The sequence below is a fragment of the Arthrobacter pascens genome, from assembly GCF_017052465.1.
In the GTDB taxonomy this organism is placed as follows: Bacteria; Actinomycetota; Actinomycetes; order Actinomycetales; family Micrococcaceae; genus Arthrobacter; species Arthrobacter pascens.
The window spans coordinates 24,383-46,647 of sequence record NZ_JAFHKT010000126.1 but is presented as its reverse complement, the minus strand read 5'-3'; the positions used below and the strand labels follow the sequence as shown (position 1 = coordinate 46,647).

The 22,265-nt window shown below is 65.8% G+C and carries 19 protein-coding genes and 1 tRNA gene; 3 read left to right on the top strand and 17 right to left on the bottom strand.

The features are described 5' to 3' along the window. The first annotated feature begins 66 nt into the window (after positions 1-66). Positions 67-1,887: an AMP-dependent synthetase/ligase gene (locus JYA52_RS07695; RefSeq protein WP_205652611.1), complete on the top strand. Its 1,821-nt coding sequence runs from the start codon at positions 67-69 to the stop codon at positions 1,885-1,887. Positions 1,888-1,974: 87 nt separating this feature from the next. On the opposite strand, the gene JYA52_RS07690 is transcribed toward JYA52_RS07695, so the two are convergent. Continuing rightward, entirely contained in the window at positions 1,975-3,345 is a 1,371-nt protein-coding gene (locus tag JYA52_RS07690) for a MinD/ParA family ATP-binding protein (protein WP_205652610.1), read from the bottom strand. Positions 3,346-3,482: 137 nt separating this feature from the next. Continuing rightward, positions 3,483-6,878 (bottom strand): pyruvate carboxylase, encoded by a 3,396-nt coding sequence (locus JYA52_RS07685; protein WP_205652609.1) that lies wholly within the window; start codon positions 6,876-6,878, stop codon positions 3,483-3,485. 305 nt (positions 6,879-7,183) lie between these two features. Here JYA52_RS07685 and JYA52_RS07680 point away from each other — a divergent pair, with 305 nt between their 5' ends. Continuing rightward, entirely contained in the window at positions 7,184-8,005 is an 822-nt protein-coding gene (locus JYA52_RS07680) for a ParA family protein (protein ID WP_205652608.1), read from the top strand. A gap of 99 nt (positions 8,006-8,104) precedes the next feature. On the opposite strand, the gene JYA52_RS07675 is transcribed toward JYA52_RS07680, so the two are convergent. The 5 genes from JYA52_RS07675 to gcvH form a co-directional block, all read right to left on the bottom strand. Further along, the gene (locus JYA52_RS07675; RefSeq protein WP_205652607.1) at positions 8,105-8,701 is read right to left on the bottom strand and encodes a MerR family transcriptional regulator; all 597 of its coding nucleotides are present in this window, start codon (positions 8,699-8,701) and stop codon (positions 8,105-8,107) included. A gap of 251 nt (positions 8,702-8,952) precedes the next feature. Continuing rightward, positions 8,953-9,456, bottom strand: coding sequence for a bifunctional nuclease family protein (locus tag JYA52_RS07670; RefSeq protein WP_205652606.1), 504 nt, complete (start codon positions 9,454-9,456; stop codon positions 8,953-8,955). Next, entirely contained in the window at positions 9,456-10,172 is a 717-nt protein-coding gene (gene ftsR / locus JYA52_RS07665) for a transcriptional regulator FtsR (RefSeq protein WP_205652664.1), read from the bottom strand. Before ftsR ends, JYA52_RS07670 begins: the two co-directional genes overlap by 1 nt. Before the next feature lie 21 nt (positions 10,173-10,193). Next, positions 10,194-10,670, bottom strand: a complete 477-nt coding sequence (locus JYA52_RS07660; RefSeq protein ID WP_205652605.1) for an FHA domain-containing protein — start codon at positions 10,668-10,670, stop codon at positions 10,194-10,196. A 161-nt stretch (positions 10,671-10,831) separates the two neighbouring features. Next, on the bottom strand, positions 10,832-11,218 hold the full coding sequence (gene gcvH, locus JYA52_RS07655) for a glycine cleavage system protein GcvH (protein ID WP_205652604.1): 387 nt from the start codon (positions 11,216-11,218) through the stop codon (positions 10,832-10,834). Between the two features lie 161 nt (positions 11,219-11,379). On the opposite strand from gcvH, the gene JYA52_RS07650 reads away from it, so the two are divergent. Next, the gene (locus JYA52_RS07650) at positions 11,380-12,294 is read left to right on the top strand and encodes an Fpg/Nei family DNA glycosylase (RefSeq protein ID WP_205652603.1); all 915 of its coding nucleotides are present in this window, start codon (positions 11,380-11,382) and stop codon (positions 12,292-12,294) included. 103 nt (positions 12,295-12,397) lie between these two features. Here JYA52_RS07650 and JYA52_RS07645 read toward each other — a convergent pair. The 10 genes from JYA52_RS07645 to JYA52_RS07600 form a co-directional block, all read right to left on the bottom strand. Next, positions 12,398-12,474 (bottom strand) — tRNA-Pro (locus JYA52_RS07645). A 140-nt stretch (positions 12,475-12,614) separates the two neighbouring features. Beyond that, on the bottom strand, positions 12,615-14,165 hold the full coding sequence (der, locus tag JYA52_RS07640) for a ribosome biogenesis GTPase Der (RefSeq protein ID WP_205652602.1): 1,551 nt from the start codon (positions 14,163-14,165) through the stop codon (positions 12,615-12,617). Positions 14,166-14,175: 10 nt separating this feature from the next. Beyond that, entirely contained in the window at positions 14,176-14,859 is a 684-nt protein-coding gene (locus JYA52_RS07635) for a lysophospholipid acyltransferase family protein (RefSeq protein ID WP_240460076.1), read from the bottom strand. Positions 14,860-14,902: 43 nt separating this feature from the next. Further along, positions 14,903-15,616 carry a (d)CMP kinase gene (gene cmk, locus JYA52_RS07630; RefSeq protein WP_205652600.1) on the bottom strand — a complete coding sequence of 238 codons (714 nt, stop codon included), beginning with the start codon at positions 15,614-15,616 and terminating at the stop codon, positions 14,903-14,905. Next, positions 15,616-16,725: a prephenate dehydrogenase gene (locus JYA52_RS07625; protein WP_205652599.1), complete on the bottom strand. Its 1,110-nt coding sequence runs from the start codon at positions 16,723-16,725 to the stop codon at positions 15,616-15,618. The genes cmk and JYA52_RS07625 overlap by 1 nt, the downstream gene beginning before the upstream one ends. Before the next feature lie 3 nt (positions 16,726-16,728). Beyond that, on the bottom strand, positions 16,729-17,937 hold the full coding sequence (locus JYA52_RS07620) for a pseudouridine synthase (RefSeq protein WP_205652598.1): 1,209 nt from the start codon (positions 17,935-17,937) through the stop codon (positions 16,729-16,731). A gap of 107 nt (positions 17,938-18,044) precedes the next feature. After that, positions 18,045-18,683, bottom strand: coding sequence for an SMC-Scp complex subunit ScpB (scpB, locus tag JYA52_RS07615; RefSeq protein ID WP_205652663.1), 639 nt, complete (start codon positions 18,681-18,683; stop codon positions 18,045-18,047). 32 nt (positions 18,684-18,715) lie between these two features. Continuing rightward, entirely contained in the window at positions 18,716-19,492 is a 777-nt protein-coding gene (locus JYA52_RS07610) for a segregation and condensation protein A (protein WP_240460075.1), read from the bottom strand. Positions 19,493-19,653: 161 nt separating this feature from the next. Next, positions 19,654-20,553, bottom strand: a complete 900-nt coding sequence (locus JYA52_RS07605; RefSeq protein ID WP_205652596.1) for a ParA family protein — start codon at positions 20,551-20,553, stop codon at positions 19,654-19,656. Between the two features lie 284 nt (positions 20,554-20,837). Beyond that, the gene (locus JYA52_RS07600; protein WP_205652595.1) at positions 20,838-22,181 is read right to left on the bottom strand and encodes a cation:dicarboxylate symporter family transporter; all 1,344 of its coding nucleotides are present in this window, start codon (positions 22,179-22,181) and stop codon (positions 20,838-20,840) included. Positions 22,182-22,265: the final 84 nt, after the last annotated feature.

Sequence of the window (22,265 nt, the reverse complement as noted above, 5' to 3'; positions counted from 1 at the left end):
GCCCTTGATCGTCGGGTACTAAGGTTAGGACTAACCGCAGCGGCCTACGGCTACAGAGGAGCTATCGTGCGCGAATTCAGTGTTCCGCCCCTGGTCAACGTCCCCCGGGACACCAACATCACGGACCTCCTGGTGCGCCAGGCGGCAAAGGCGTCGAATCCGGCGCTGTTTTCCCGGCTGGATGACGCCGGCCAGTGGCAGGACATTGTTGCCACTGACTTCCTGGCCGACGTCTCCGCCCTCGCCAAAGGACTCATTGCCAGCGGGGTGCAAGCCGGGGACCGGGTGGGAATCATGTCCCGGACGCGCTATGAGTGGGCGCTGGTCGACTTCGCCGTCTGGTTCGCCGGCGGCGTGTCCGTTCCCATCTACGAGACGTCTTCCCCTTCCCAGGTTGCCTGGAACCTTGGCGACTCGGGCGCCGTGGCCGCCTTCGGCGAGACCGGCCACCACGAGAACGTCATCAGGCAGGCGGCCACCTCCGAGGGACTCACCGCCCTCACCCATGTCTGGCAGCTCGAAGGCGGCGGCCTCGAGGCCCTCCGGGACGCCGGACGGGACATCAGCGACGCCGACCTCGAGGCTCGCCGGAATGCCGCCAAGCTCAACGACACAGCCACCATCATCTACACCTCGGGAACCACGGGACGCCCCAAGGGCTGCGAACTGACCCACGGTAACTTCGTGGAATTGTCGGAGAACGCTCTCGCGACCTCGCTGCGCCAGATCGTCAACGAGCAGGCCCGGACCATAATGTTCCTCCCGCTGGCGCACGTCTTCGCGCGGTTCATCTCTGTCCTGGCGGTGGCGGCAGGCGCCACCGTGGCCCACACGCCGGACATCAAGCACCTCCTGCCGGATCTGCAGAGCTACAAGCCCACCTTCCTCCTTGCCGTGCCGCGCGTATTCGAGAAGGTGTACAACTCGGCGCTCACCAAGGCGGAGGACGGCGGCAAGGGCGCGATCTTCCACAAGGCAGCGGACACGGCCATTGCCTACTCCCGGGCCCGGCAGGACGGCAAGATCGGGCTGGGGCTCAAAGTCCGGCACGCCATTTTCGACAAGCTCGTTTACGGAAAGCTGCGGGCCGCCATGGGCGGTCACGTGGCGCACGCAGTCTCCGGCGGCGGTCCACTGGGTGAGCGGCTGGGCCACTTCTTCCAGGGCATTGGACTGCAAATCCTGGAGGGTTACGGCCTGACGGAGACTACGGCCCCGGTCAGCGTCAACACTCCCGAACGCATCAAGATCGGCACCGTCGGCGCCCCGCTGCCCGGAAACACCGTGAAGATTGCCGACGACGGCGAGATCCTCACCAAGGGCGCCTGCGTCATGCGGGGTTACTACAAGCGCGATGACCTGGCGGCTGAGGCTTTCGCCGACGGATGGTTCCGCACCGGCGACATCGGCCAGCTCGACGCCGACGGGTTCCTCACGATCACAGGCCGGAAGAAGGAAATCATCGTGACTGCAGGGGGCAAGAACGTGGTTCCGGCCTTGCTGGAGGACCAGATCCGGGCAGACGCGCTGGTATCGCAGGTGCTCGTCGTGGGCGATAACCGGCCCTTCATCGGTGCGCTGGTGACCCTCGACGAGGAAGCCCTCCCCGGGTGGCTGCAGCGCCACAACCTGCCGGCCGAAACTACCCTGGCCGAGGCTGCCGACAATGAGACCGTCAGGTCGGCCGTGCAGGAGCTGATCAACCACGCGAACCAGTCCGTCTCGCAGGCCGAGGCGATCAAGTCCTTCAGGATCGTTCCCAGCGACTTCACCGAAGCGTCGGGCCACCTGACCCCGTCCATGAAGGTCAAGCGCGCGCAGGTCGTCAAGGATTTCGAGACCGTGATCGAGGAGATGTACGCCGCTCCCAAACCCACGCGGGCCTAGCCGCCAGCGACTGCAGGACATGCAAAACCCCCGCCGGAAACGGCGGGGGTTTTTGCGTTAGCGCCTGCTTCGGCCCTCCGGGCTGATTCAGGACTGCTGGAGTTCCTCCATCACCAAGGCCGCCAGCTCCACGGCGGCACGCCGCGTGGCGGGCTTGAGTTGGCTCAGCTGGATGCGGGATCCCTCGGCCAGGTGCCGGTCGTGGGGAATCCGCACCACGTTCTTGACCCGGGACAGGAAGTGCTGCTCGATTTCGTCAATGTTCACCAGCGTGCGGTCGCCGGCAGCCATGTTGATGACGACGGTTGCCTTGGCCACCAGGTCCTGGCGCCCGTGCGCTTCCAGCCAGGAAAGTGTTTCGGAGGCGAGCCGGGCCTCATCGACACTGCCGCCGGACACGAGGACAACGGCATCGGCCTTCTCGAGGGTGCCTTTCATGACGGAGTGAACCATGCCCGTTCCCGAGTCCGTCAGCACGATCGAGTAGTAGCGACCAAGGATATCTGTGACTGCCCGGTAGTCGGCGTCGTCGAAGGCATGGGCCACCATGGGGTCGGTATCGGAAGCCAAAACATCCAGCCGTGAACCGTCCCGCGCCGTGTAGTTGGACAACTGCGCGAAGGAGTTGACCGTGAACCTGTCCTTGACCAGCTGGCGGGCCGTAAAATCCGCCCGGCCGGGAGAACGGTCTGACAGTGTTCCGCGGTCGGGGTTGGCGTCCATGGCGATCACGCGGTCTTCGCGCAGGTCGGCCAGCACCATCCCCAGGAGGGTGGTGACGGTGGTCTTTCCCACTCCGCCCTTGCGTGAAAGCACCGGGACATAGCGGGTGCGCTCCCCCAGGCGCGTGGCAATCCGGTGCTCCAAAGCGCGCTGGATCCTGACACTGTCCGGATCTCCCAGGTTCACGAAGCCGAACGTGGCCTGGTGCAGCCAACGCCGCCAGCCGGCAACGGGTGCGGCGGCAGCCTTGTTCAACAGGCGATCCGCTGTCAGGGCAGCAGCGGGCTCGGGCCCTTCCGCGCGTTCACGGCGTTCGCTGAGGTGATGCTGCGCCTCGGGATCTGCCTGGTTCTCGTCCTCGGCCGGGCTGCCCTCTGGCTCCTCCGGTACGGTGGCGGCGGGTCCCGCCGTCACCGTCGGCAGGGAGGCTGGACGAACCGGAATCGTCATGGTGCTGACAGCGGACAGAGAGCCGGCCGATGTCCGGTCCTGCGCGTCGGAGACTGTCACGACGCTGATGTCGCCCGGGGGCGCTGCGGGCGGCACGGCGTCCACGGGCGCGGTGTCCTGGGAAACAGCGGTGTCTTGAGAAACAGCGGTGTCCTGGGAAACAGCGGCGGCGGGCGCGGCATCCTGCAGCGGGGACGCTGCAGCAGCCTTCTCCGGGGTGGGCTCTTCAGCGCCGGCGCCCCGGGCGGGCCGCGGCGCGGGCTTGGGCGTGTTCGTCTGCGTCATGGGCTCCCGCTCAGTGTGTTCGTGTTCATCATCCAAAGGCTGTGGGGGCGGCATCCGCCGCCCCCACAGCCTTCATTCAGATTCCCAGCCTACCGGCAAGGCCCCGGCGCTTCCTCAACCGGTTACTAAGCCGGCCGCTATTCAACAACGAGCAGCAGGTCTCCGCCCTGAACCTGTTCCACAGAGGAAATGGCGAGCCGCGTCACGTTGCCGCCCACCGGCGTCGTGATGGACGCCTCCATCTTCATGGCCTCGATGGTGGCGACGGTGTCGCCGGCCTTGACGGTGTCGCCCGCCTTGACCGTCACGGTCACGGCCCCGGCGAACGGCGCAGCCACCTGACCCGGCTGGGCAGGATCGGCCTTCTCGGCGGCCTTCACGTTGCTGACCACGGACTTGTCCCGCACCAGCACCGGACGGGACTGGCCGTTGAGCGTGCACATGACGGAGCGCATGCCCTTCTCATCCGGCTCCGAGACCGCCTCCAGCGAGGCGATGAGGCGGACACCCTTCTCAAGCTGGATCACGTGCTCCTGGCCGCGCTGCAGACCGTAAAGGTAGTCGCGCGTGTCCAGGACGGAAACGTTGCCGTAGGTTTCCACGCTCTTCAGGTAGTCCTTGGTGGGGCCGGCGAAGAGCAGACGGTTCAGCGTCTGCTGACGGGTCTTGGAGTCACCCTTCAGCGCTGCGCTGTCTTCTGCGCTGAGGTCCGCGTCGCGGACCTTGATGCTCCGCCCCTGCAGTGCCTTGGTGCGGAACGGTTCCGGCCAGCCTCCGGGAGGATCGCCGAGCTCGCCGGACAGGAAGCCGATGACGGAGTCCGGGATGTCGTAGTTCTGCGGGTTCTCTTCGAAGTCCGCGGGATCGGCGTTCAACCCGACGAGGTGCAGGGCGAGGTCGCCCACCACCTTGGAGGACGGTGTGACCTTTACCAGGTGGCCGAGGATGCGGTCCGCGGCGGTGTACATGTCCTCGATGGCCTCGAAGCGTTCGCCCAGGCCCAGCGCCATGGCCTGCTGCCGGAGGTTGGACAGCTGCCCGCCGGGGATTTCGTGCTGGTACACGCGGCCTGTGGGGCCCGGCAGTCCGGACTCGAACGGGGCGTACACGCGCCGCACGGCTTCCCAGTAGGGTTCCAGGGAGCTGACGTTGGCCAGGCTAAGGCCGGTGTCGCGCTCGGTGTGTGCCAGGGCTGCGACCAGCGCAGACGCGGAGGGCTGGCTCGTGGTTCCGGCCAGGGATGCCGAGGCGACGTCGACGGCGTCAACACCGGCATCGACTGCCGCGAACAGCGTGGCGAGCTGCCCGCCGGCGGTGTCGTGGGTGTGCAGGTGGACAGGGAGGTCGAACCGTTCCCGCAGGGCACGGACGAGCTTAGCCGCAGCTGCCGGACGCAGCAGGCCTGCCATGTCCTTGATGGCGAGGATGTGCGCGCCCGCCTCGACGATCCTGTGCGCCAGCTGCAGGTAGTAGTCCAGCGTGTACAGCTTTTCGTTCGGGTCCAGCATGTCGCCGGTGTAGCAGAGAGCCACTTCGGCGACGGCGGTGCCGGTGGCGCGCACTGCACGGATGGCCGGAGCCATCTGGTTGACGTCGTTCAGCGCATCGAAGATGCGGAAGATATCGATGCCCGTGGCTGCCGCCTCGTTAACGAAGGCCTCCGTCACTTCCTCGGGGTAGGGGGTGTAGCCCACGGTGTTCCGGCCGCGGAGCAGCATCTGCAGGCAGATGTTCGGCATGGCCTTCCGCAGGGCAGCCAGGCGGTCCCACGGGTCCTCGCCCAGGAAGCGAAGGGCAACGTCGTAGGTGGCACCGCCCCAGGCCTCGACGGAGAGCAGACCGGGCAGCAGCGAGGACACGGCAGGTCCGGCGGCCACCAGGTCGCGGGTGCGGACGCGGGTGGCCAGCAGCGACTGGTGGGCGTCGCGGAACGTGGTGTCCGTGACGGCTACGGCCGTCTGCTCACGCAGGGCACGGGCGAAACCTTCCGGACCCAGTTCCTGCAGGCGCTGGCGCGAGCCCGGCTGCGGTTCGCTCCCCTTCACGACCGGGAGCTTCTCGGCGGGGTCGATGTGGACCGTAAGCTCACCGTTCGGCTTGTTGACGGTGACCTCAGCCAGCCACGTCAGCAGCTTGGTGCCGCGGTCGGCTGAAACGCGGGCCTTCAGCAACTGAGGGCGCTCGTCGATGAAGGACGTAGCCACATCGCCGGCGATGAAGTCAGGATCGTCCAGCACAGCCTGCAGGAACGAGATGTTGGTGGACACACCACGGATGCGGAACTCCGCGAGGGCACGGCGTGCCCGGGCCACAGCGGCGGGGTAATCCCTGCCGCGGCACGTGAGCTTGACGAGCATGGAGTCGAAGTGCGGGCTGATTTCGGCCCCCGAGTACACTGTGCCGCCGTCGAGCCTTACACCGGCGCCGCCGGCCGAGCGGTAGCCGGTGATCTTTCCGACGTCCGGACGGAAGCCGTTCGCCGGATCCTCGGTGGTGATGCGGGACTGCAGCGCCGCGCCCTTGAGGAATACCGTCTCCTGCGACAGGCCGAGGTCGGCCAGCGTTTCGCCGGAGGCGATCCGCATCTGGGCCTGGACCAGGTCGACGTCGGTGACCTCTTCGGTGACCGTGTGCTCCACCTGGATGCGCGGGTTCATTTCGATGAAGACGTGCTGGCCGGCGCGCTCCCCTACCGTGTCCACGAGGAATTCGACGGTACCGGCGTTGACGTAGTTGAGGGCCTTGGCGAACTTCACAGCGTCGCGGTACAGGGCCTGTCGGATGCCCTCGTCGAGGTTGGGCGCGGGGGCGATCTCGATAACCTTCTGGTGGCGGCGCTGGATGGAGCAGTCGCGCTCGAACAGATGCATGACGTTGCCTTCGGCGTCGGCCAGGATCTGCACTTCGATGTGCCGGGGACGGAGCACGGCCTGCTCCAGGAACATGGTGGGGTCACCGAACGCAGCGTCGGCCTCGCGCATGGCGGACTGCAGCGCCTCGGGCAGCGCTTCGCGGGTATCGACACGGCGCATGCCGCGTCCGCCGCCGCCTGCAACTGCCTTCGCGAAGATCGGGAAGCCGATTTCATCCGCAGCGGCGATGAGTTCGTCGAGGTCCTTCGAGGGCGCGCTCGACTTCAGTACGGGGACGCCGGCCTTGCGGGCAGCCTCCAGCGCGGCAACCTTATTGCCGGCGAGTTCCAGGACCTCAGCCGGAGGCCCGACGAAGGTGATGCCGGCGTTTTTGGCGGCACGGGCAAGGTCCGGGTTCTCGGAAAGGAAGCCATAGCCGGGGTAAATGGCGTCGGCTCCGGATTCCTTGGCGACCCGGATGACCTCGTCAACGTCAAGATATGCGCGTACGGGGTGGCCCTCTTCACCGATGAGGTATGCCTCGTCGGCCTTCTGGCGGTGGATCGAGTTACGGTCCTCGTTGGGGAACACGGCGACTGTCTTGGCACCGAGTTCGTAGCCTGCGCGGAAAGCACGGATTGCGATCTCGCCGCGGTTGGCCACCAGAATCTTGGAAAACATACTTCTCCTGCATCATCGCGGGTGGTTCGGTAAGTGTCGTCACAGTGTGTAAGACGCGCGTATTGAAACACAAATCATTGTGTCGACCATCACAAATTATCCGTCATTTCGAAGCCACAATCACGCTGCCCCCGAGCCGGATCCGGGAGGGCCGCCCAGTGAGCCATGCCCGGACCCGATAAGAAGGGATTAGCCGCCGGCTCCACATATGATGAATGGGGCGGCGAAGCCTGTCCCCCCGGTTCCGGCATTGCCGGAGCCAAACTACCCCAACACGGCAACCGGCGTTAGGTATTGGTTTTCAAGTGCAAGTAGTCAGCATCAGCAGCCTCAAAGGCGGTGTCGGCAAGACATCCGTCACAACCGGATTGGCGTCTGCGGCACTGGCCGCCGGCATCCCCACCCTCGTTGTGGACCTGGATCCCCATGCCGACGCCAGTACAGCCCTGGGAGTGCAGCCGAGTGACAAGCTGGACATCGGCCGGATGCTCAAGAATCCCCGCAAGGCCCGGCTTCCCGAAAACGTTGTTGCCAGCGGCTGGACCGCGCGGGCGCAAAGCAACGGCTCAGGCCCCACCGCCCTGGACGTGGCCGTGGGCTCGGCCTACACCGGCATCTACGACCGCCCCGACCTGGGCAAAAGAGACCTCCGCCGGCTCTCCTCCGTTCTTGCGGGGGCGGAGAAGTACGAGCTGGTCCTGGTGGACTGCCCGCCGTCCCTGAACGGACTGACCCGCATGGCCTGGTCGGCGAGCACCAAGGTGGCCCTCGTGGCAGAGCCCGGCCTGTTCTCCGTGGCAGGGACAGAGCGCACGTTGCGTGCCATCCAGCTGTTCCGCCAGGAATTCGCCCCCAACCTTTCCCCTGCGGGCATCGTCGCGAACCGGGTGCGGACCGGGTCTTCCGAACACGCGTTCCGCCTTGCCGAGATGCAGTCAATGTTCGGTGACCTCCTGCTGACACCCCACATTCCGGAACAGGCAAACTGGCAGCAGATCCAAGGCGCCGCGCACTCCATCCACCATTGGCCCGGCGACTCCGCCAAATCGGCTGCCGGGCTGTTCGACACACTCCTGGGCAACCTGATGTCGGCTGGCCGGGCGAGCCGCACCCGCAGCAACCGCTAAGGCGCGCGGGCAGCAACGAAAGAGCGAAGGCCGCCTCCCCGTCGGGGAGGCGGCCTTCGATGCATGTCGAGATGGATACCCAAGGGGCGTCCCGCGGACCTAGCCGATCTTGCGGGCGGCCCGGCGCTTGCTTAGCTCGTCGTCGGGAAAGCCCTGCTCGCTGGCATGTTCGCTGGGCAGTGAGGCGAGGCTCCCTTCAACTTCGCGCCAAACCCGGCCTACTGCGATGCCAAAGACACCCTGTCCGCCCTGGACGAGGTCGATGACCTCGTCGGCGGACGTGCACTCGTAGACGCTGGCGCCGTCGCTCATGAGGGTGATCTGCGCAAGGTCTTCGACGCCCCGCTCACGCAGGTGTTCCACGGCGGAGCGGATCTGCTGGAGCGAAACACCGGTGTCAAGCAGCCGCTTGACCACTTTCAGGACCAGAATGTCGCGGAAGCCATACAGCCGCTGCGACCCGGAGCCGGCGGCTCCGCGGACGGCCGGTTCAACCAGGCCCGTCCGGGCCCAGTAGTCCAGCTGGCGGTAGGTTATGCCTGCTGCCTTACAAGCCGTGGGACCCCGGTATCCGGCGTCCTCGTCCAAGACGGGGAGGTCCTCAGTGAAGAGAAGGCCCTGAGCACCGCTTGCGGGCACAGCTACGCCGGCCGTTGAGGGCTGCTTCAGCTCGCCTGCTTCGCCTTTCGGACTCACGTGGATCCTCCTTGTCATGAGCTCCCTTGGGGAACTTGCCGCAACAGCCTGCATGCACGAGGGTCAGAATGAAACTCATGCATGTAATTCGGCCGGAGTAGCACTTTCCAGTGTGACTTGCGCGGCTGTTGTATGCAATGGGAACTTGGTACCTTCGACGTTAGGCCTGCCACGGCCCAAGGTCAAAGACGTTCGGCTCATTGAGAGGGCGTGTCGAAACTTTCAGCCTCAACTTTAACCTTAACGTGACCTTAGCCGTCGAAGTCTTCCGGCTCCACGTCATCCAGGAACTCACGGAACTGCCGCAATTCGCTCTCTTCATCCACGGTGGGGCCCTGCTCGGTGTCCTCCCCCTCGTCGTGTTCGGTGATCCGGACTCCGGCCTCATCCATCACGGAATCCGCGCACCAGATCCGGCACTTCGCGCGCAGGGCGATGGCCAGGGCATCCGATGCCCTGGAACTGACGGTGGCGCCGTTATCAAACTGCAGCTGGCCGTAGAAGATGTTGTCTTCCACCGCCACGATGTTGACGCTCACCACTGCGTGTCCGAGGGTTTCCACGACATCCACCAACAGGTCGTGCGTCATGGGGCGCGGCGGCACCACGCCCTGCTGCGCCAAAGCGATCGCGCTGGCTTCCGGAGTGCCGATCCAGATGGGCACGTGGCGTTCCCCGTGGATCTCCCTGAGGAGCACCAGGGGCTGGTTGGAGGGCAACTCGATCCGGACGCCCACAATCTCGACTTCGATCATCAGATCTCCATCCGTGAAATACGGTCCTGGACCAGAGCCCGGTGCAGCGTCAGGCAGAGGTCGCTGATTTCCCGGGCCGCCTCTGCGGCCCTGGCCTGCGAGGCTGCATCCTTGCGGGACGTCAGCGTGGCAACGGCCCGTTCCACCAGCCCGAACTCCCGCTCCGCCGCAGCCTGGAAGGGCCGCAGGTGACGGGGTTCCAGTCCGTGGCCCTCCAGTTGCACGCAGGCACGCGCCACCTGAAGGGCGTGCTCATCGAACTGGCCGTTCGAGTGCCCGATCAGCCCGAAGCTGAGCAGGGACTGCAGAAGCGGCACGCTTGCGCCGGACTCCGCCCGCAGCTGTTCCTCGCTGAGCTTGCGGGACTTGTTCTGCAGTTCAGCCGCCAGCTCATCGGAGACGATGCGCGGGGAGACCGTCACGCCGGGCGGAAGATTGTCCGGACGCTCTCCACGGTCGATGGCATCAAGGTAGTCCTTGATCACCTTCAACGGCAGATATTGGTCGCGCTGGAGCGACAGGACAAACCGGAGTCGCTCGACGTCGCTGTCGGAGTACTGCCGGTAGCCTGCCGGCGTGCGCCGGGGATTGATGAGTCCTTTTTCCTCAAGGAACCTGATTTTTGACGCCGTCATGCTCGGGAAATCGTCGCTCAACTGAGCGAGGACCTCCCCGATGTTCAGGACCAGGGGTCCACGGCGCTCCGGTTGTGCCATTGCCACAGGCAGCGCTCCGAATCAGGCGCGTCCTGCTGCGCGGGCAGGGCTCAGGTAGAAGGTGAGTCGGAACTTGCCGATCTGGACTTCGTTTCCGGACTTCAGCTCCACGCTGTCCACGCGGTCATGGTTGACGTAGGTGCCATTGAGGCTGCCGGTGTCCACGACTTCAAAGCTGCGGGCAGTGCGGCGGAATTCGACATGACGGCGTGAGACGGTCACGTCGTCGAGGAAGATGTCGGCATCCGGGTGCCGCCCGGCGGTGGTGACGTCGGAGTCGAGCAAGAAGCGGGCGCCCGAGTTGGGGCCGCTGTGTGCGACCAGCAGTGCGGAGCCGGAGGGCAAGGCCTCGACGGCCGCCCGCTCCTCCGGAGAAAGCTTGGGTACGATCGTCGGCTCATCGCGGACGGGGGTGAGGTTGATCGAGGTTGTCTCCGAAGCCCTTCCCACGCCCGTGCCGTAATCACCGCCGGTGTGGTTCTGTTCGCCGCCAACCATGGATTCCTCCTCCTTCGTTGCAGATGTCCCCCTGCAATCAACGCGTACCGTCCGGAAATGCCTGGCACCTCCGGTTTGCCGTGCGCTGGCCGGGCCCCTGGATGCCACTACTGGATACCAGCACTGGATGCCATGGCCCGGCTTAGCGCGAACAGCTAGCTTTAGCCTACCTGTTGTTCGTACTCCGATGCACTGAGCAGGGAGTCCACTGCGTCAGGTTCCGCGAGCCTGACCTCGATGAGCCAGCCGTCGCCGTAGGGATCGGAGTTAATGAGGGCTGAATCGCTGTCCAGGGCCTCGTTCCGCGCCACGATTTCGCCGGACACCGGGGCATAAATATCGCTGACGCTCTTGGTGGACTCGACCTCGCCTATGACGTCGTTCGCCGTCACGGCCGTTCCTATTTCGGGCATCTGTGCGTAGACGACGTCCCCGAGGGCGTCCTGGGCAAAGTCGGTGATCCCGATCCGGACCACACCGTCGGCGTTCGGCGCGGACACCCATTCGTGTTCCGCGGTGTAGGACAGATCAGAGGGAATGTTGCTCATCAGGGGCCTTTCATCGGGTCAATCACCAATGTCAACGGAGGCCTAGGGAACAAGCCACCGCTGAAAGTATAGGCATACGCGTCAGGCCGGAGGCGGCACCGAAACCACATCGGCCCTGCTCAGGCGCTGACACGCCTGCCGCGTTGTGCCACAGTGGGGGCATGCCAGAACTACCCGAAGTGGCCGGTCTGAGCTCCTTTCTCGGCACACACCTCGAGGGCACCGTGCTGACGAAGCTCCAGGTCCTCTCCGTGGCCGTGCTCAAGACCGCCAGTCCTCCCTTCACGGCCCTCGAAGGCCGCGCCGTGACCGGCGTCCGGCGGTTCGGCAAGTTCGTCAGCATCGATGCTGATGGCCTGCACTTCGTCTTCCATCTCGCCCGCGCCGGTTGGGTGCGCTACACGGAGGCGCCCGCTGCGCCGGCAGGGCAGGCTGCGAGCGGGCAGGCTCCGGCCGGGCAGGGTACGCTCCGGCCCGGCAAGGGTCCCATCGCGGCGAGGCTGGCGTTCGCCGGCAAGGACGGCCTGCATATCGGCATCGACCTGACCGAGGCCGGCACCAAGAAGAGCCTTGCCGTCTATGTGGTGGAGGATCCCCAGGACGTGCCGGGAATCGCAGCCCTTGGCCCGGATCCGCTGGACCCCGGGTTCAGCCCCGCGATGTTCGCCGGCATCCTGGCTGCCAGCCACCACCAGGTCAAAGGAGTGCTGCGAAGCCAGAGCGTGATTGCCGGCATCGGAAATGCGTACAGCGACGAAATCCTGCACGCGGCCAGGATCTCGCCCTACGCCATGGCCGATTCGTTGGACGAAGAGACCGTCCGGGTCCTGTACGACGCCATCCACAGCGTTCTCGGGGCGGCCGTGAAGGAAGCCATGGGCAAGGCGCCCGGCGACCTGAAGGATACGAAGCGGGGCGGCATGCGAGTCCACGGCCGCGCCGGACTGCCGTGCCCGGTCTGCGGGGACACCGTCCGCGAAGTGTCCTTCGCGGACACTTCCCTGCAGTACTGCCCCACCTGCCAGACCAATGGCAAGTTCCTGGCGGATCGCCGGACCTCCCGGTTCCTCAAATAGCCCGATTCCGCAAGCTCCACTCGGGTATCGGGCAGGAAACCGCAGAAAAAACGGCAAAGAAAAACCCCGCCGGATCCGGTACAGGATCGGCGGGGTTTTTCAATGGTCGGGCTGACAGGATTTGAACCTGCGACCCCTTGACCCCCAGTCAAGTGCGCTACCAAGCTGCGCTACAGCCCGTCAGTTCCGCCGTTCTCCGCTTCAGTGAAGTTCAGAAGAATTTCACCTAAGCAGTCCGGCCGAACCACCTCCAAAAGCTTACACGATTCCGGAGGGTGCCCGTGACATTTTCGTCCGCCACGGGGCCCGGTGTGTCCTAATTAACGCTTCTTGCCCCGTTTTTCGCGGACACGCATGTTGACTTCGATCGGCGTTCCTTCGAACCCGAACGTTTCACGCAGCCGCCGGGTGATGAACCTGCGGTAGCCCGGGTCCAGGAATCCCGTGGTGAACAGGACGAACTTCGGCGGGCGGCTGGACGCCTGGGTGCCGAACAGGATGCGGGGCTGCTTGCCGCCGCGGACCGGGTGCGGGTGCGCGGCCACGAGCTCGCCCAGGAAGGCGTTGAGCCGGCCGGTCGGGATGCGCTTGTCCCAGTTCTCGAGGGCGAGGTCCAGTGCGGGCACGAGGCGGTCCTTGTGCCAGCCGGTCTTGGCCGAGATGTTGACGCGCGGAGCCCATTCAACATGGGCCAGGTCCTGCTCGATTTCGCGTTCCAGGTAGCGGCGGCGCTCGTCGTCCAGGAGGTCCCACTTGTTGAAAGCGAGCACGAGGGCGCGTCCCGATTCGATGGCGAGCTGCAGGATGCGGACATCCTGCTCGCTCAGCACCTCATCTACGGCCAGCAGCACGACGGCGACCTCCGCCTTTTCGAGCGCACTTTGCGTCCGCAGGGAGGCGTAGAAGTCGGCGCCCTGCGCCATGTGCTGGCGACGCCGGATCCCGGCGGTGTCGACGAAGCGCCATGTGCGCCCGCCGAGCTCGATGAATTCATCCACCGGGTCACGGGTCGTCCCGGCGGTGTTGTCCACCACCACGCGCTCCGAGCCGGCCAGCTTGTTCAGCAGGGACGACTTGCCCACGTTGGGCCGGCCGATCAGGGCCACGCGGCGGGGGCCGCCGGAGCGTTCGAGCCCCTCGATCGTGGAAAACTCCGGAAGAGTGTCCATGACGTGGTCCAGGAGATCGGCCACGCCGCGGCCGTGAAGGGCCGAGACGGGGTACGGCTCGCCGAAGCCGAGGCCCCACAGCGTGGCGGAGTCTGCTTCCTGCGCAAAGTCGTCCACTTTGTTGGCCACCATGATGACGGGCTTCTTGCTCTTGCGCAGCATCTTCATGACGCCTTCGTCCGTGGCGGTTGCACCCACGGCGGAGTCGACAACGAACAGCACGGCGTCTGCGAGCTCCACGGCCATTTCGGCTTGCTCCGCCACCCGGGCGTGGATACCGCGGGCGTCATGTTCCCATCCGCCGGTGTCCACCACGGTGAAGTTGCGCCCGTTCCAGTGGGCGGAGTACATCACGCGGTCGCGGGTCACGCCGGGGGTGTCCTCCACGACAGCCTCGCGGCGGCCCAGGATGCGGTTAACCAGTGTGGACTTGCCGACGTTGGGGCGTCCGATGATCGCCAGGACGGGGTCCAGCTTGACCGGGCCCTCCAGGTCCTCGTCATCGTAGCGGCCGCTGAGGAGGGCGGCGTCTTCCTCGTCGAGGTCGTAATCATCCAGTCCCGCCCGGAGCGAGGCCGCGCGGAGCTCTGCCTCCTCATCGTCCAGGGCTGCGAGATGCTCAGCCACCTGGTCGGTGCCGGTGGGCGTGTATTCGTCTTCGCCGGCGCCGGAGCGGCCGGAAGTTTGAGTCGTATCGCTCATTGCACTTTCCTTAGTGGTGATCTGCCGGCGACCCGGCTACTGCGTTGGTACGTTCGTGTGGGAAATCCGCGGAAGGCAGGGCCTGTCCGCTGAGATGAATGGTGTTCTGGACGTGGTCCGCAAGCGCAGCGCGGATTTCCTTTGCCGCCCTGTCCATTGAAGCACGCCCGGTCTCGCCGGGATTCCGGCTGATGCTGACAGCTTCGCCAAAGCTGACGTGGAGCCTGCGGCCGGGACGGGGAACCGTGTCAAGGTGCTCGCCGCCCTGCCGTGTGCCCAGGATGGCCACCGGCACAATCGTGGCCTGCGAGTTCAGGGCGAGCCAGGCGACGCCGTTGCTGATGCCGGCTGCCTTCCCGCTCCCCCGGGTGCCTTCCGGCAGGATCCCGACGCAGCGGCCGGCATCGAGCACGGCCTTGCTGACCTGCAGCGCGGCCCGGTCACCGGTACGGTCCACGGGCAGCTGGCCCGAAGCCCGCAGCACTCGTCCCAGGAACCCCGTGAACATCTCCTTTTTGACCAGGATGTGCATGGGACGGGGGGAAGCTCCGAACATGACAGGCCCGTCCAGGAAGCTGATGTGGTTGCCGGCGAATATCACCGGGCCCTCGGTGGGGACGTTGGAGCGCCCCGTGACGGACGTCCGATAGACGACATGGTCCAGCAGCCAGCCCACAGGCCGGCTCCATCCCATGGTCCAGCGGGGAGGGAGCGTCGGCGCGGAGCCCGCAGCGGCGTTACTCATGGTTGATCACTTTGGTGACGATCCGCAGTGCCGCCGTCACGGTTTCCTCGAAGTCCAGGTCGGACGAATCGAGCGTCACCACACCGTCAGCCGCTTGTGTGAAATTCACCACGGTCGAGTCCTTGGCGTCCCGCTGGGTTACCTGGGCGGCGAGCTGTTCGGCGCTCTGGGTGCCGCCGAGCTGGATTCCGCGCCGGCGCAGCCGTGCCTCCTCGCTGGCGGTGAGCAGCATGCGGACCTCCGCGCCGGGCACGACGACGGTAGTGATGTCCCTGCCCTCCACCACCATGCGGCGGTGGTGCTTTTCGATCAGTGCCCGCTGCCGGCGGATGAGTTCCGTCCGGGCACCGAGCGTGGTTGCCACGGTGCTGACCGCCGAGGAAATGGCGGGTTCCCGGATGGCTGCGGTGACATCGGTGCCGTCCACCCGGACGTACTCCTCGTGCGGGGTGGTGCTGATGTCCAGCGGCATGTCTTCGGCCGCGAGCTCCACTGCGGAGGCGTCGTTGAGGTCGGTGCCGCGGTCCAGACAGAACCAGGTCAGCGCACGGTACATGGCGCCGGTGTCCAGGTAGGCGAGGTTGAGGCGCCGGGCCACTTCCTTGCTGACGCTGGACTTGCCGGATCCCGACGGTCCGTCGATGGCCACTACAAGCGGCCGGCCCAGCCGGAGCGCCGGCATCGTGTCGATAAGTTCCTGTGTCATTACTGCAGTACCCGCCATCCACGGTCGTTGAGGGCTTCAATGAGGAGATCGTGCCTGTTGGGCAGGACTGACAGTTCCACCATGCCGACATTCTGGCCGGACGAGTGGTCCAGCCGCAGGTCCTCGACGTTGACGCCGATCTCGCCGATTTCCGTCAGCAGCCGGGCGATCTGCCCAGGCCTGTCATCCACCAGCACGGTGAGCCATGAATAGGCCTGCGGAGGGCCTCCATGCTTACCCGGAATCCGTGACTGGCCGGCGTTGCCTTCGCTCATCAGCTGGGCGAGGTCCAGCCGGGCACCCGGTGCCGCCGGGTCTTCCAGCGTGCCGATCAGCCTGTTGAGGTCTTCCCTGACGCCGTAGAGAATCTCCACGACTTTCCCGGCATTGGCGCCAAGAATCTGCACCCACAGCGTGGGATCGCTGGCGGCGATGCGGGTAACGTCACGCAGCCCGTTGCCCGCCAGGGACAGCGCGTGCAGCGGTGTGCCCTGCAGGCGGCTGGCCAACAGCGAGGACATCACCTGCGGCAGGTGGGAGACCAGGGCCACGGCTTCGTCGTGCTCGTGGGCGGTGAACTGGGACACGAGGGCGCCAAGATCCGTGGCCAGCGCCCTTGCAGCCTGCAGGGCCGCGTCCGAGGTTTCCTCCGACGGGCAGACGACCCACGGCATGGACGTGAACAACTCGCCGCGGGCAGCCACCGGCCCGGACTTCTCGCGCCCTGCCATCGGGTGCGTGCCGACGTACCGGGACAGGTCCACGCCGCGGCGGCGCAGCTCGTCCTGGATGGCTGCCTTCACGCTGGCAATGTCCACCACAGTCGCGTCCGGGTAGTCGGACAGCGCATGTTCGACGACGTCGGCCGTCACGTCCGGCGGAGAAGCCACGACAACGAGTTCCGGCTGCTCCCCTTCCAGCGCCGCCAGGGGCAGGCCGGCGCCGATATCCACGGCAACGGCCTGATTGGTGGGCGACGGATCCGAGAGGTAGACGGCCACGCCGCGGCCGCGCAGACCAAGGCCGATGCTCGTGCCGAGCAGGCCCGTGCCGATCACGACGACCGGTCCGCTCAAGTGCCCTCGGCCGTGATTACGGAATGCCGACATGCCCTAGAGTCCTACGGATGCCAGCAGGTGGCCGACTTCCTGCTTGCCGAGGTTGCGGATGCTTCCCTGGCGCTGGTCTCCCAGGCCGATGGGGCCAACCTTGACACGCACGAGTCGCAGCACAGGGAAACCGACGGCGTCGAACAGCCGGCGGACGATCCGGTTCTTGCCCGAGTGCAGCACGACTTCGATCAGCACGTGGCCCGGGGTGGAGTCCACGAGGCGGAAGGAGTCCACAGAGGCGATGCCGTCTTCCAGTTCAACGCCGGCCTTCAGCTGCGCACCGATGCCCTGCGGGAAGGGACCCCGGACCTGGACCAGGTACGTCTTGGGCACCTCGTAGGAAGGGTGCGTCAGGCGGTTGGCCAGTTCGCCGTCGTTCGTCAGCAGCAGGAGGCCCTCGGTGGCGACGTCCAGGCGGCCGACGTGGAAGAGCCGCTCGCCATGGGTGTTGCGGACGAAATCGCTGATGCACGGACGCCCGTCCGGGTCTTCCATGGTGGACACGACGCCCTTGGGCTTGTTGAAGACCATGTACACGAGGGACTCATCCAGCTGGATGCGGAGGCCGTCCACGTGGATAACGGATGTCTTGGGGTCGACACGCACACCGAGTTCGGTGACGACCTGGCCGTCGACTTCCACGCGGCCTTCGGCGATCATCTCTTCGCAGACGCGCCGCGAAGCCACTCCGGCCTGGGCCATGACCTTCTGCAGGCGGACGCCGTCGGCGTCGTGCAGTTCGGACTGCGGCACGGGGCCGCTGGGGCCGCGCTTGCGCGACGGCTTGCGGACGGCTCCGAGGTTCTGGCCGAACCGCTCCCCGCCAAACGCGCGCGTGCCGTAGGCCTTGGCCGCAGCGGAGCGCGGCTTGGGCTTGAGCGCGCCGGGAGTGCCGGGCGTCTTTCCCGCCCCGGGCTTGCGTGCTCCGGGCTTCCTGGCTGCCGGCTTGGCACCGGACTTCCAGTCGCCTGCGGCAGGCCGGCCCGTCTGAGGCGCGGGCGATTCGTCGGGATCGACAAAGCGCTCCTCCCGCGGCTTGGGTGCCTTGTACGGGCGGTCGCCGCCCTTGGAGAAGTCCCGCTGGCCGGCGCCGAATCCGCCGCCGCGAGGGCTGGGGGCACCGCGTCCTGCGCTGCCCGCTGAATTTCGTTCCGGACCTTTACGTCCTGAACTTTTACGTGGTGAACCCTGGCGTCCCGCCTGTGTCATGACCCGTCCTTCGTTGTGTTGACCGGCAACGGTTGTCCAAGGACAACACTAGCCAGCCCTGCAGATTAAATCTGCACTGGTAAATACTGTTCTGCAGGCAGAGCTGCCTACATTCTTCCGGCGTCGTAAAACTCATCGATTCCGTCAAGCCCCGGAAGGTGCGGTGAAATCTGAGGCAGCTCAGCCACCGAGCCGATTCCCATGCGTTCAAGGAAATACGACGTCGTGCGGTACAGGATTGCACCCGATTCCGGATCAGTTCCGGAATCCTCGATCAGCCCGCGCTGGGTCAGCGTCCGCACGACAGAGTCAACGTTGACCCCTCGAATTGCAGACACCCTGGCCCTGGAAACGGGCTGCCGGTAAGCGATGACGGCAAGCGTTTCAAGCGCTGCCTGCGTCAGCCTGGCTGTCTGGCCCTCCAGGACGAAGGCACCGACGATGTCGGCGAATTCAGCCCGGGAGTAGATGCGCCAGCCACCGGCAACATTCCGCAATTCAAAGCCCCGGGGGCTGGAGGTGAAGCCAGCGTCACTGGCGGTTTCCATATCCGGGGCCTTAACAGTATAGCCGTCATACTCGCGCTGCAGTTCCAGCAGCAACTGCTCCACCGTTTCCACGGTCAGGTTCAGGCCCGCTGCCAGGTCCGTGGCGGACGCCGGTACATCCAGCACCATCAGCACGGCCTCCAGGGCGGCGCGCGCGCCACCCGGAAGCGCGGAGAAGTCGGTGGCGTCACTAGCCATGTCCTCCGACGACGGTTCCTGGTGGGACTTACTCACGGCTGATCCTCATATTCTTCGCTCAGTTGGTCGCTGCTCCATTCGGCCGATGCCGTCCACCGCACTGCCAGGTCACCGAGGGGCGCCACCTGGTCGAACGCCACGACCTGGTCGCGAAAGAGCTCCAGCAGCGCCAGGAAACGCGCAACCACCACGAGCGTGGATTCGGCGTCGGCGATCAGGGCGCGGAAGGACAGGGGCCCGCCTTCCCGCAGCCGAAGCCCGATCAGCTCCGCCTGCTCCCTGACGCTGACCGGGCTCCCGTGCAGGTGGGCCACCCCCACTTCGGTGGGCTTCGGCGCCTTGGGCGTCAGGGCAGCTTCGGCCAGGGCCGCGAACTGCTGGGGAGTGTGCTTCCAGACGAGCTCAGGCAGCATGGCCGCGAAGTGTTCCTCGAGCGCCACCTGCCGCGGATACCGCCGGGACTCGAGCTCAAGGGTCGCGTCCATGAGGGCGGCCACCTGCTTGAACGCCTTGTACTGCAGCAGCCGGGCAAAAAGCAGGTCCCGGGCCTCCAGGAGCGCGATGTCGTCCTCGTCCTCAACCTCACCGGCCGGTAGCAGCCGGGCAGCCTTGAGGTCCAGGAGGGTGGCGGCGATGACGAGGAACTCGCTGGCTTCGTCAAGGGCCCATTCCTCCCCCAAGGACTGCAGGTTCCGGATGTACTTGACGAACTCATCGGTCACGGTGGCGAGAGCCACCTCGGTGATGTCCAACTGGTGCTTGGCGATCAGCCCCAGCAGGAGGTCAAAGGGGCCGGTGAAGTTCGCCAGCCGGACTTCGAAACCCGGCTTTTTCGCGCCCGCAGCGCCGGCATCAGGCGCGGCGCCAGCTTCCGGCGCGGCGCCAGCTTCCGGCGCGGCACCGCCGTCGTCCGTGCCGGCCGGCCGGGCGCGTTCCGCGAGAGGAGTTGCCGACTCAGCCACGGCCCAGGCTACGGCGCGCCGCCGCGCGAAATGAGTTCCTTGGCGAGACGGCGGTAGGCGTCGGCACCGATGTGGTTGCCGGCGTAGCTGGTGATCGGTTCGGCGGCGACGGTGGCGTCGGCGAACTTGATGGACCGCTTGATAACCGTCTCAAAGACCTTGTCACCGAAGGCCTCCACCAGGCGGGAGATGACTTCGCGGCTGTGCAGTGTCCGGGCGTCATACATGGTGGCCAGCACCCCGTCCACCTGCAGCCTCGGGTTGAGGCGGTCCTGGACCTTGTCGATGGTTTCCACCAGGAGCGCCACGGCCCGCAGCGCAAAGAATTCGCAAATCAGCGGAATGATCACGCCGTGGGCGGCCGTGAGCGCGTTCACCGTGAGCAGGCCCAGCGAGGGCTGGCAGTCGATCAGGACGATGTCATAGTCGTCCTCGACCTTCTTCAGCGCGCGGTCGAGCACCTGTTCCCGTGCCACCTCGTTGACCAGCTGGACCTCCGCGGCGGAGAGGTCGATATTGGCCGGCAGCAGGTCAACGTTCTCGACGCCGGTCTGGTGGATCGCGTCGCGGATGTCCACCTTGCGGTCCATGAGGACGTTGTAGACGGTGAGGTCGAGTTCGTGCGGGTTGACGCCCAGCCCCGCGGACAGCGCCCCCTGGGGGTCGAAGTCCACCAGCAGCACGCGGCGGCCGTACTCCGCCAGCGCGGCCGCGAGGTTGATGGTTGACGTGGTCTTACCCACGCCGCCCTTCTGGTTGACCATTGCAATCACGCGGGCCGGTCCATGGGAGGACAGCGGCGCGGGCTCCGGAAATTCGCGGTAGGGACGTCCTGTGGGACCCATCACGGCGTCTTCCAGGTCGAGTTCCGTGCCTTCCAGAGTTGCTGAACCCTGTTCGCTGCTCACGTATCTATCCACACTTTCGATGACGGTGATTTTTCTCTGCCGCTGAATGCCGGGGCCACTGAATGTCCAGCACCCATGCTTCTTCCACCCAAGGCTACAGCGCCCGACACGGCATTTCGTGGAACTTGACTTTTGATGGCGTTTGAGCCTTGACCTTTTACTTGAGGTCGAAGGTTAGTCCTCCGCCCATGAAAACCGCCCGCACAGGGCTGGCCTGTGCGGGCGGTTCCGGGCGCCTGAGCGCCGCTGCATTGTGAGCCTGGTTGAGCCTGGCCCTGTGAAGCCTAGGCGTTCGCCGGAACGGGCTGCTGCGCCGGGGTCTCCTGGACACCGTGGTGGCTGGCAATCATGGTCTGCTCGTCGAAGGGCTCCTCGCCGGACAGGACGCGGCCGACCTGCTGGTTGTCGATCTCCTTGACCCAGGTTCCGATCAGAACGGTGGCCACGGCGTTTCCGGTGAAATTGGTCAGGGCCCGGGCCTCGGACATGAAGCGGTCGATGCCGACGATCATGCCGACGCCCCCCAGCAACTCGGGCTTGTGTGCCTGCAGGCCGGCGGCCAGCGTGGCCAGGCCGGCACCGGTGACACCGGCTGCACCCTTGGAGGCGATGATCATGAAGATGAGCAGGGACACCTGCGCACCGAGGTCCAGCGGGGTTCCCATGGCGTTGGCCACGAACAGCGATGCCATCGTCAGGTAGATGGCCGTGCCGTCCAGGTTGAAGGAGTAGCCGGTGGGAACGGTGACGCCGACGACCGGCTTGGAGACACCCAGGTGCTCGAGCTTGGCGATCAGGCGGGGCAGCGCGGCCTCGGACGATGAGGTGGAGAAGATCAGGAGGTATTCGCGTGCCAGGTACTTCATCAGCTTGAAGATGTTCACGCCTGCCACAGCCTGCAGGAGGCCGCCGAGGATTACCACGATGAACAGTGCACAGGTGATGTAGAACGCGGCCATCAGGGTGAACATGCTCACGATCGCCTGGAAGCCCGTGGCACCGACGACCGCAGCGATGGCGCCGAAGGCGCCGACCGGGGCCAGCCACATGATCATGATGAGGATCCGGAACACCACAGCCTGGCCGTGGCCGATGGCCTTGAGGACAGGGGCGCCCTGCGCGCCCATCTTCTGCAGTGCAAAGCCCACGAGGATGGCGGCGAAGAGCGTGGGCAGGACCGGGATGTCGCCCGGGATGATGCCAAGGAGGAAGGCTACGGTGCTGTCTACTTCGGCCTTCTTGTTGGGATCGTACGGCGCCAGCTTCAGGCCTTCACCGGGGTGGATCAGGTTGCCGACCACCAGGCCGATACCAAGGGCGAAGGTCGACATGAGGACAAAGTACCCGAGGGCCAGGCCGCCGACCTTGCCGACGGTCGCAGCCTTGGCGATGGAGCCGATGCCCAAGGCGATGGTGCAGAAGATAATGGGGGCGATCATCATCTTGATGAGTTTGATGAACCCGTCGCCCAGCGGCTTCAGGGACTTCCCGACTTCCGGGAACAGCAGCCCCACCACGGCGCCCAGGATGACGGCGGCGATGACGGCGATGTAAAGGTAGTGGGACTTGTCCAGTCCCTTGCGGCCGGCCTTGGCCGGTGCAGCCGACTCTCCTCGTTGAGAAGCCATGATGTGTCTCCTTATGGATAATCTGGAAAACGCTTCGGCACAGACTCTGGGCTGATCGCGTCGGTCCTTTGTGATTTCCATCAT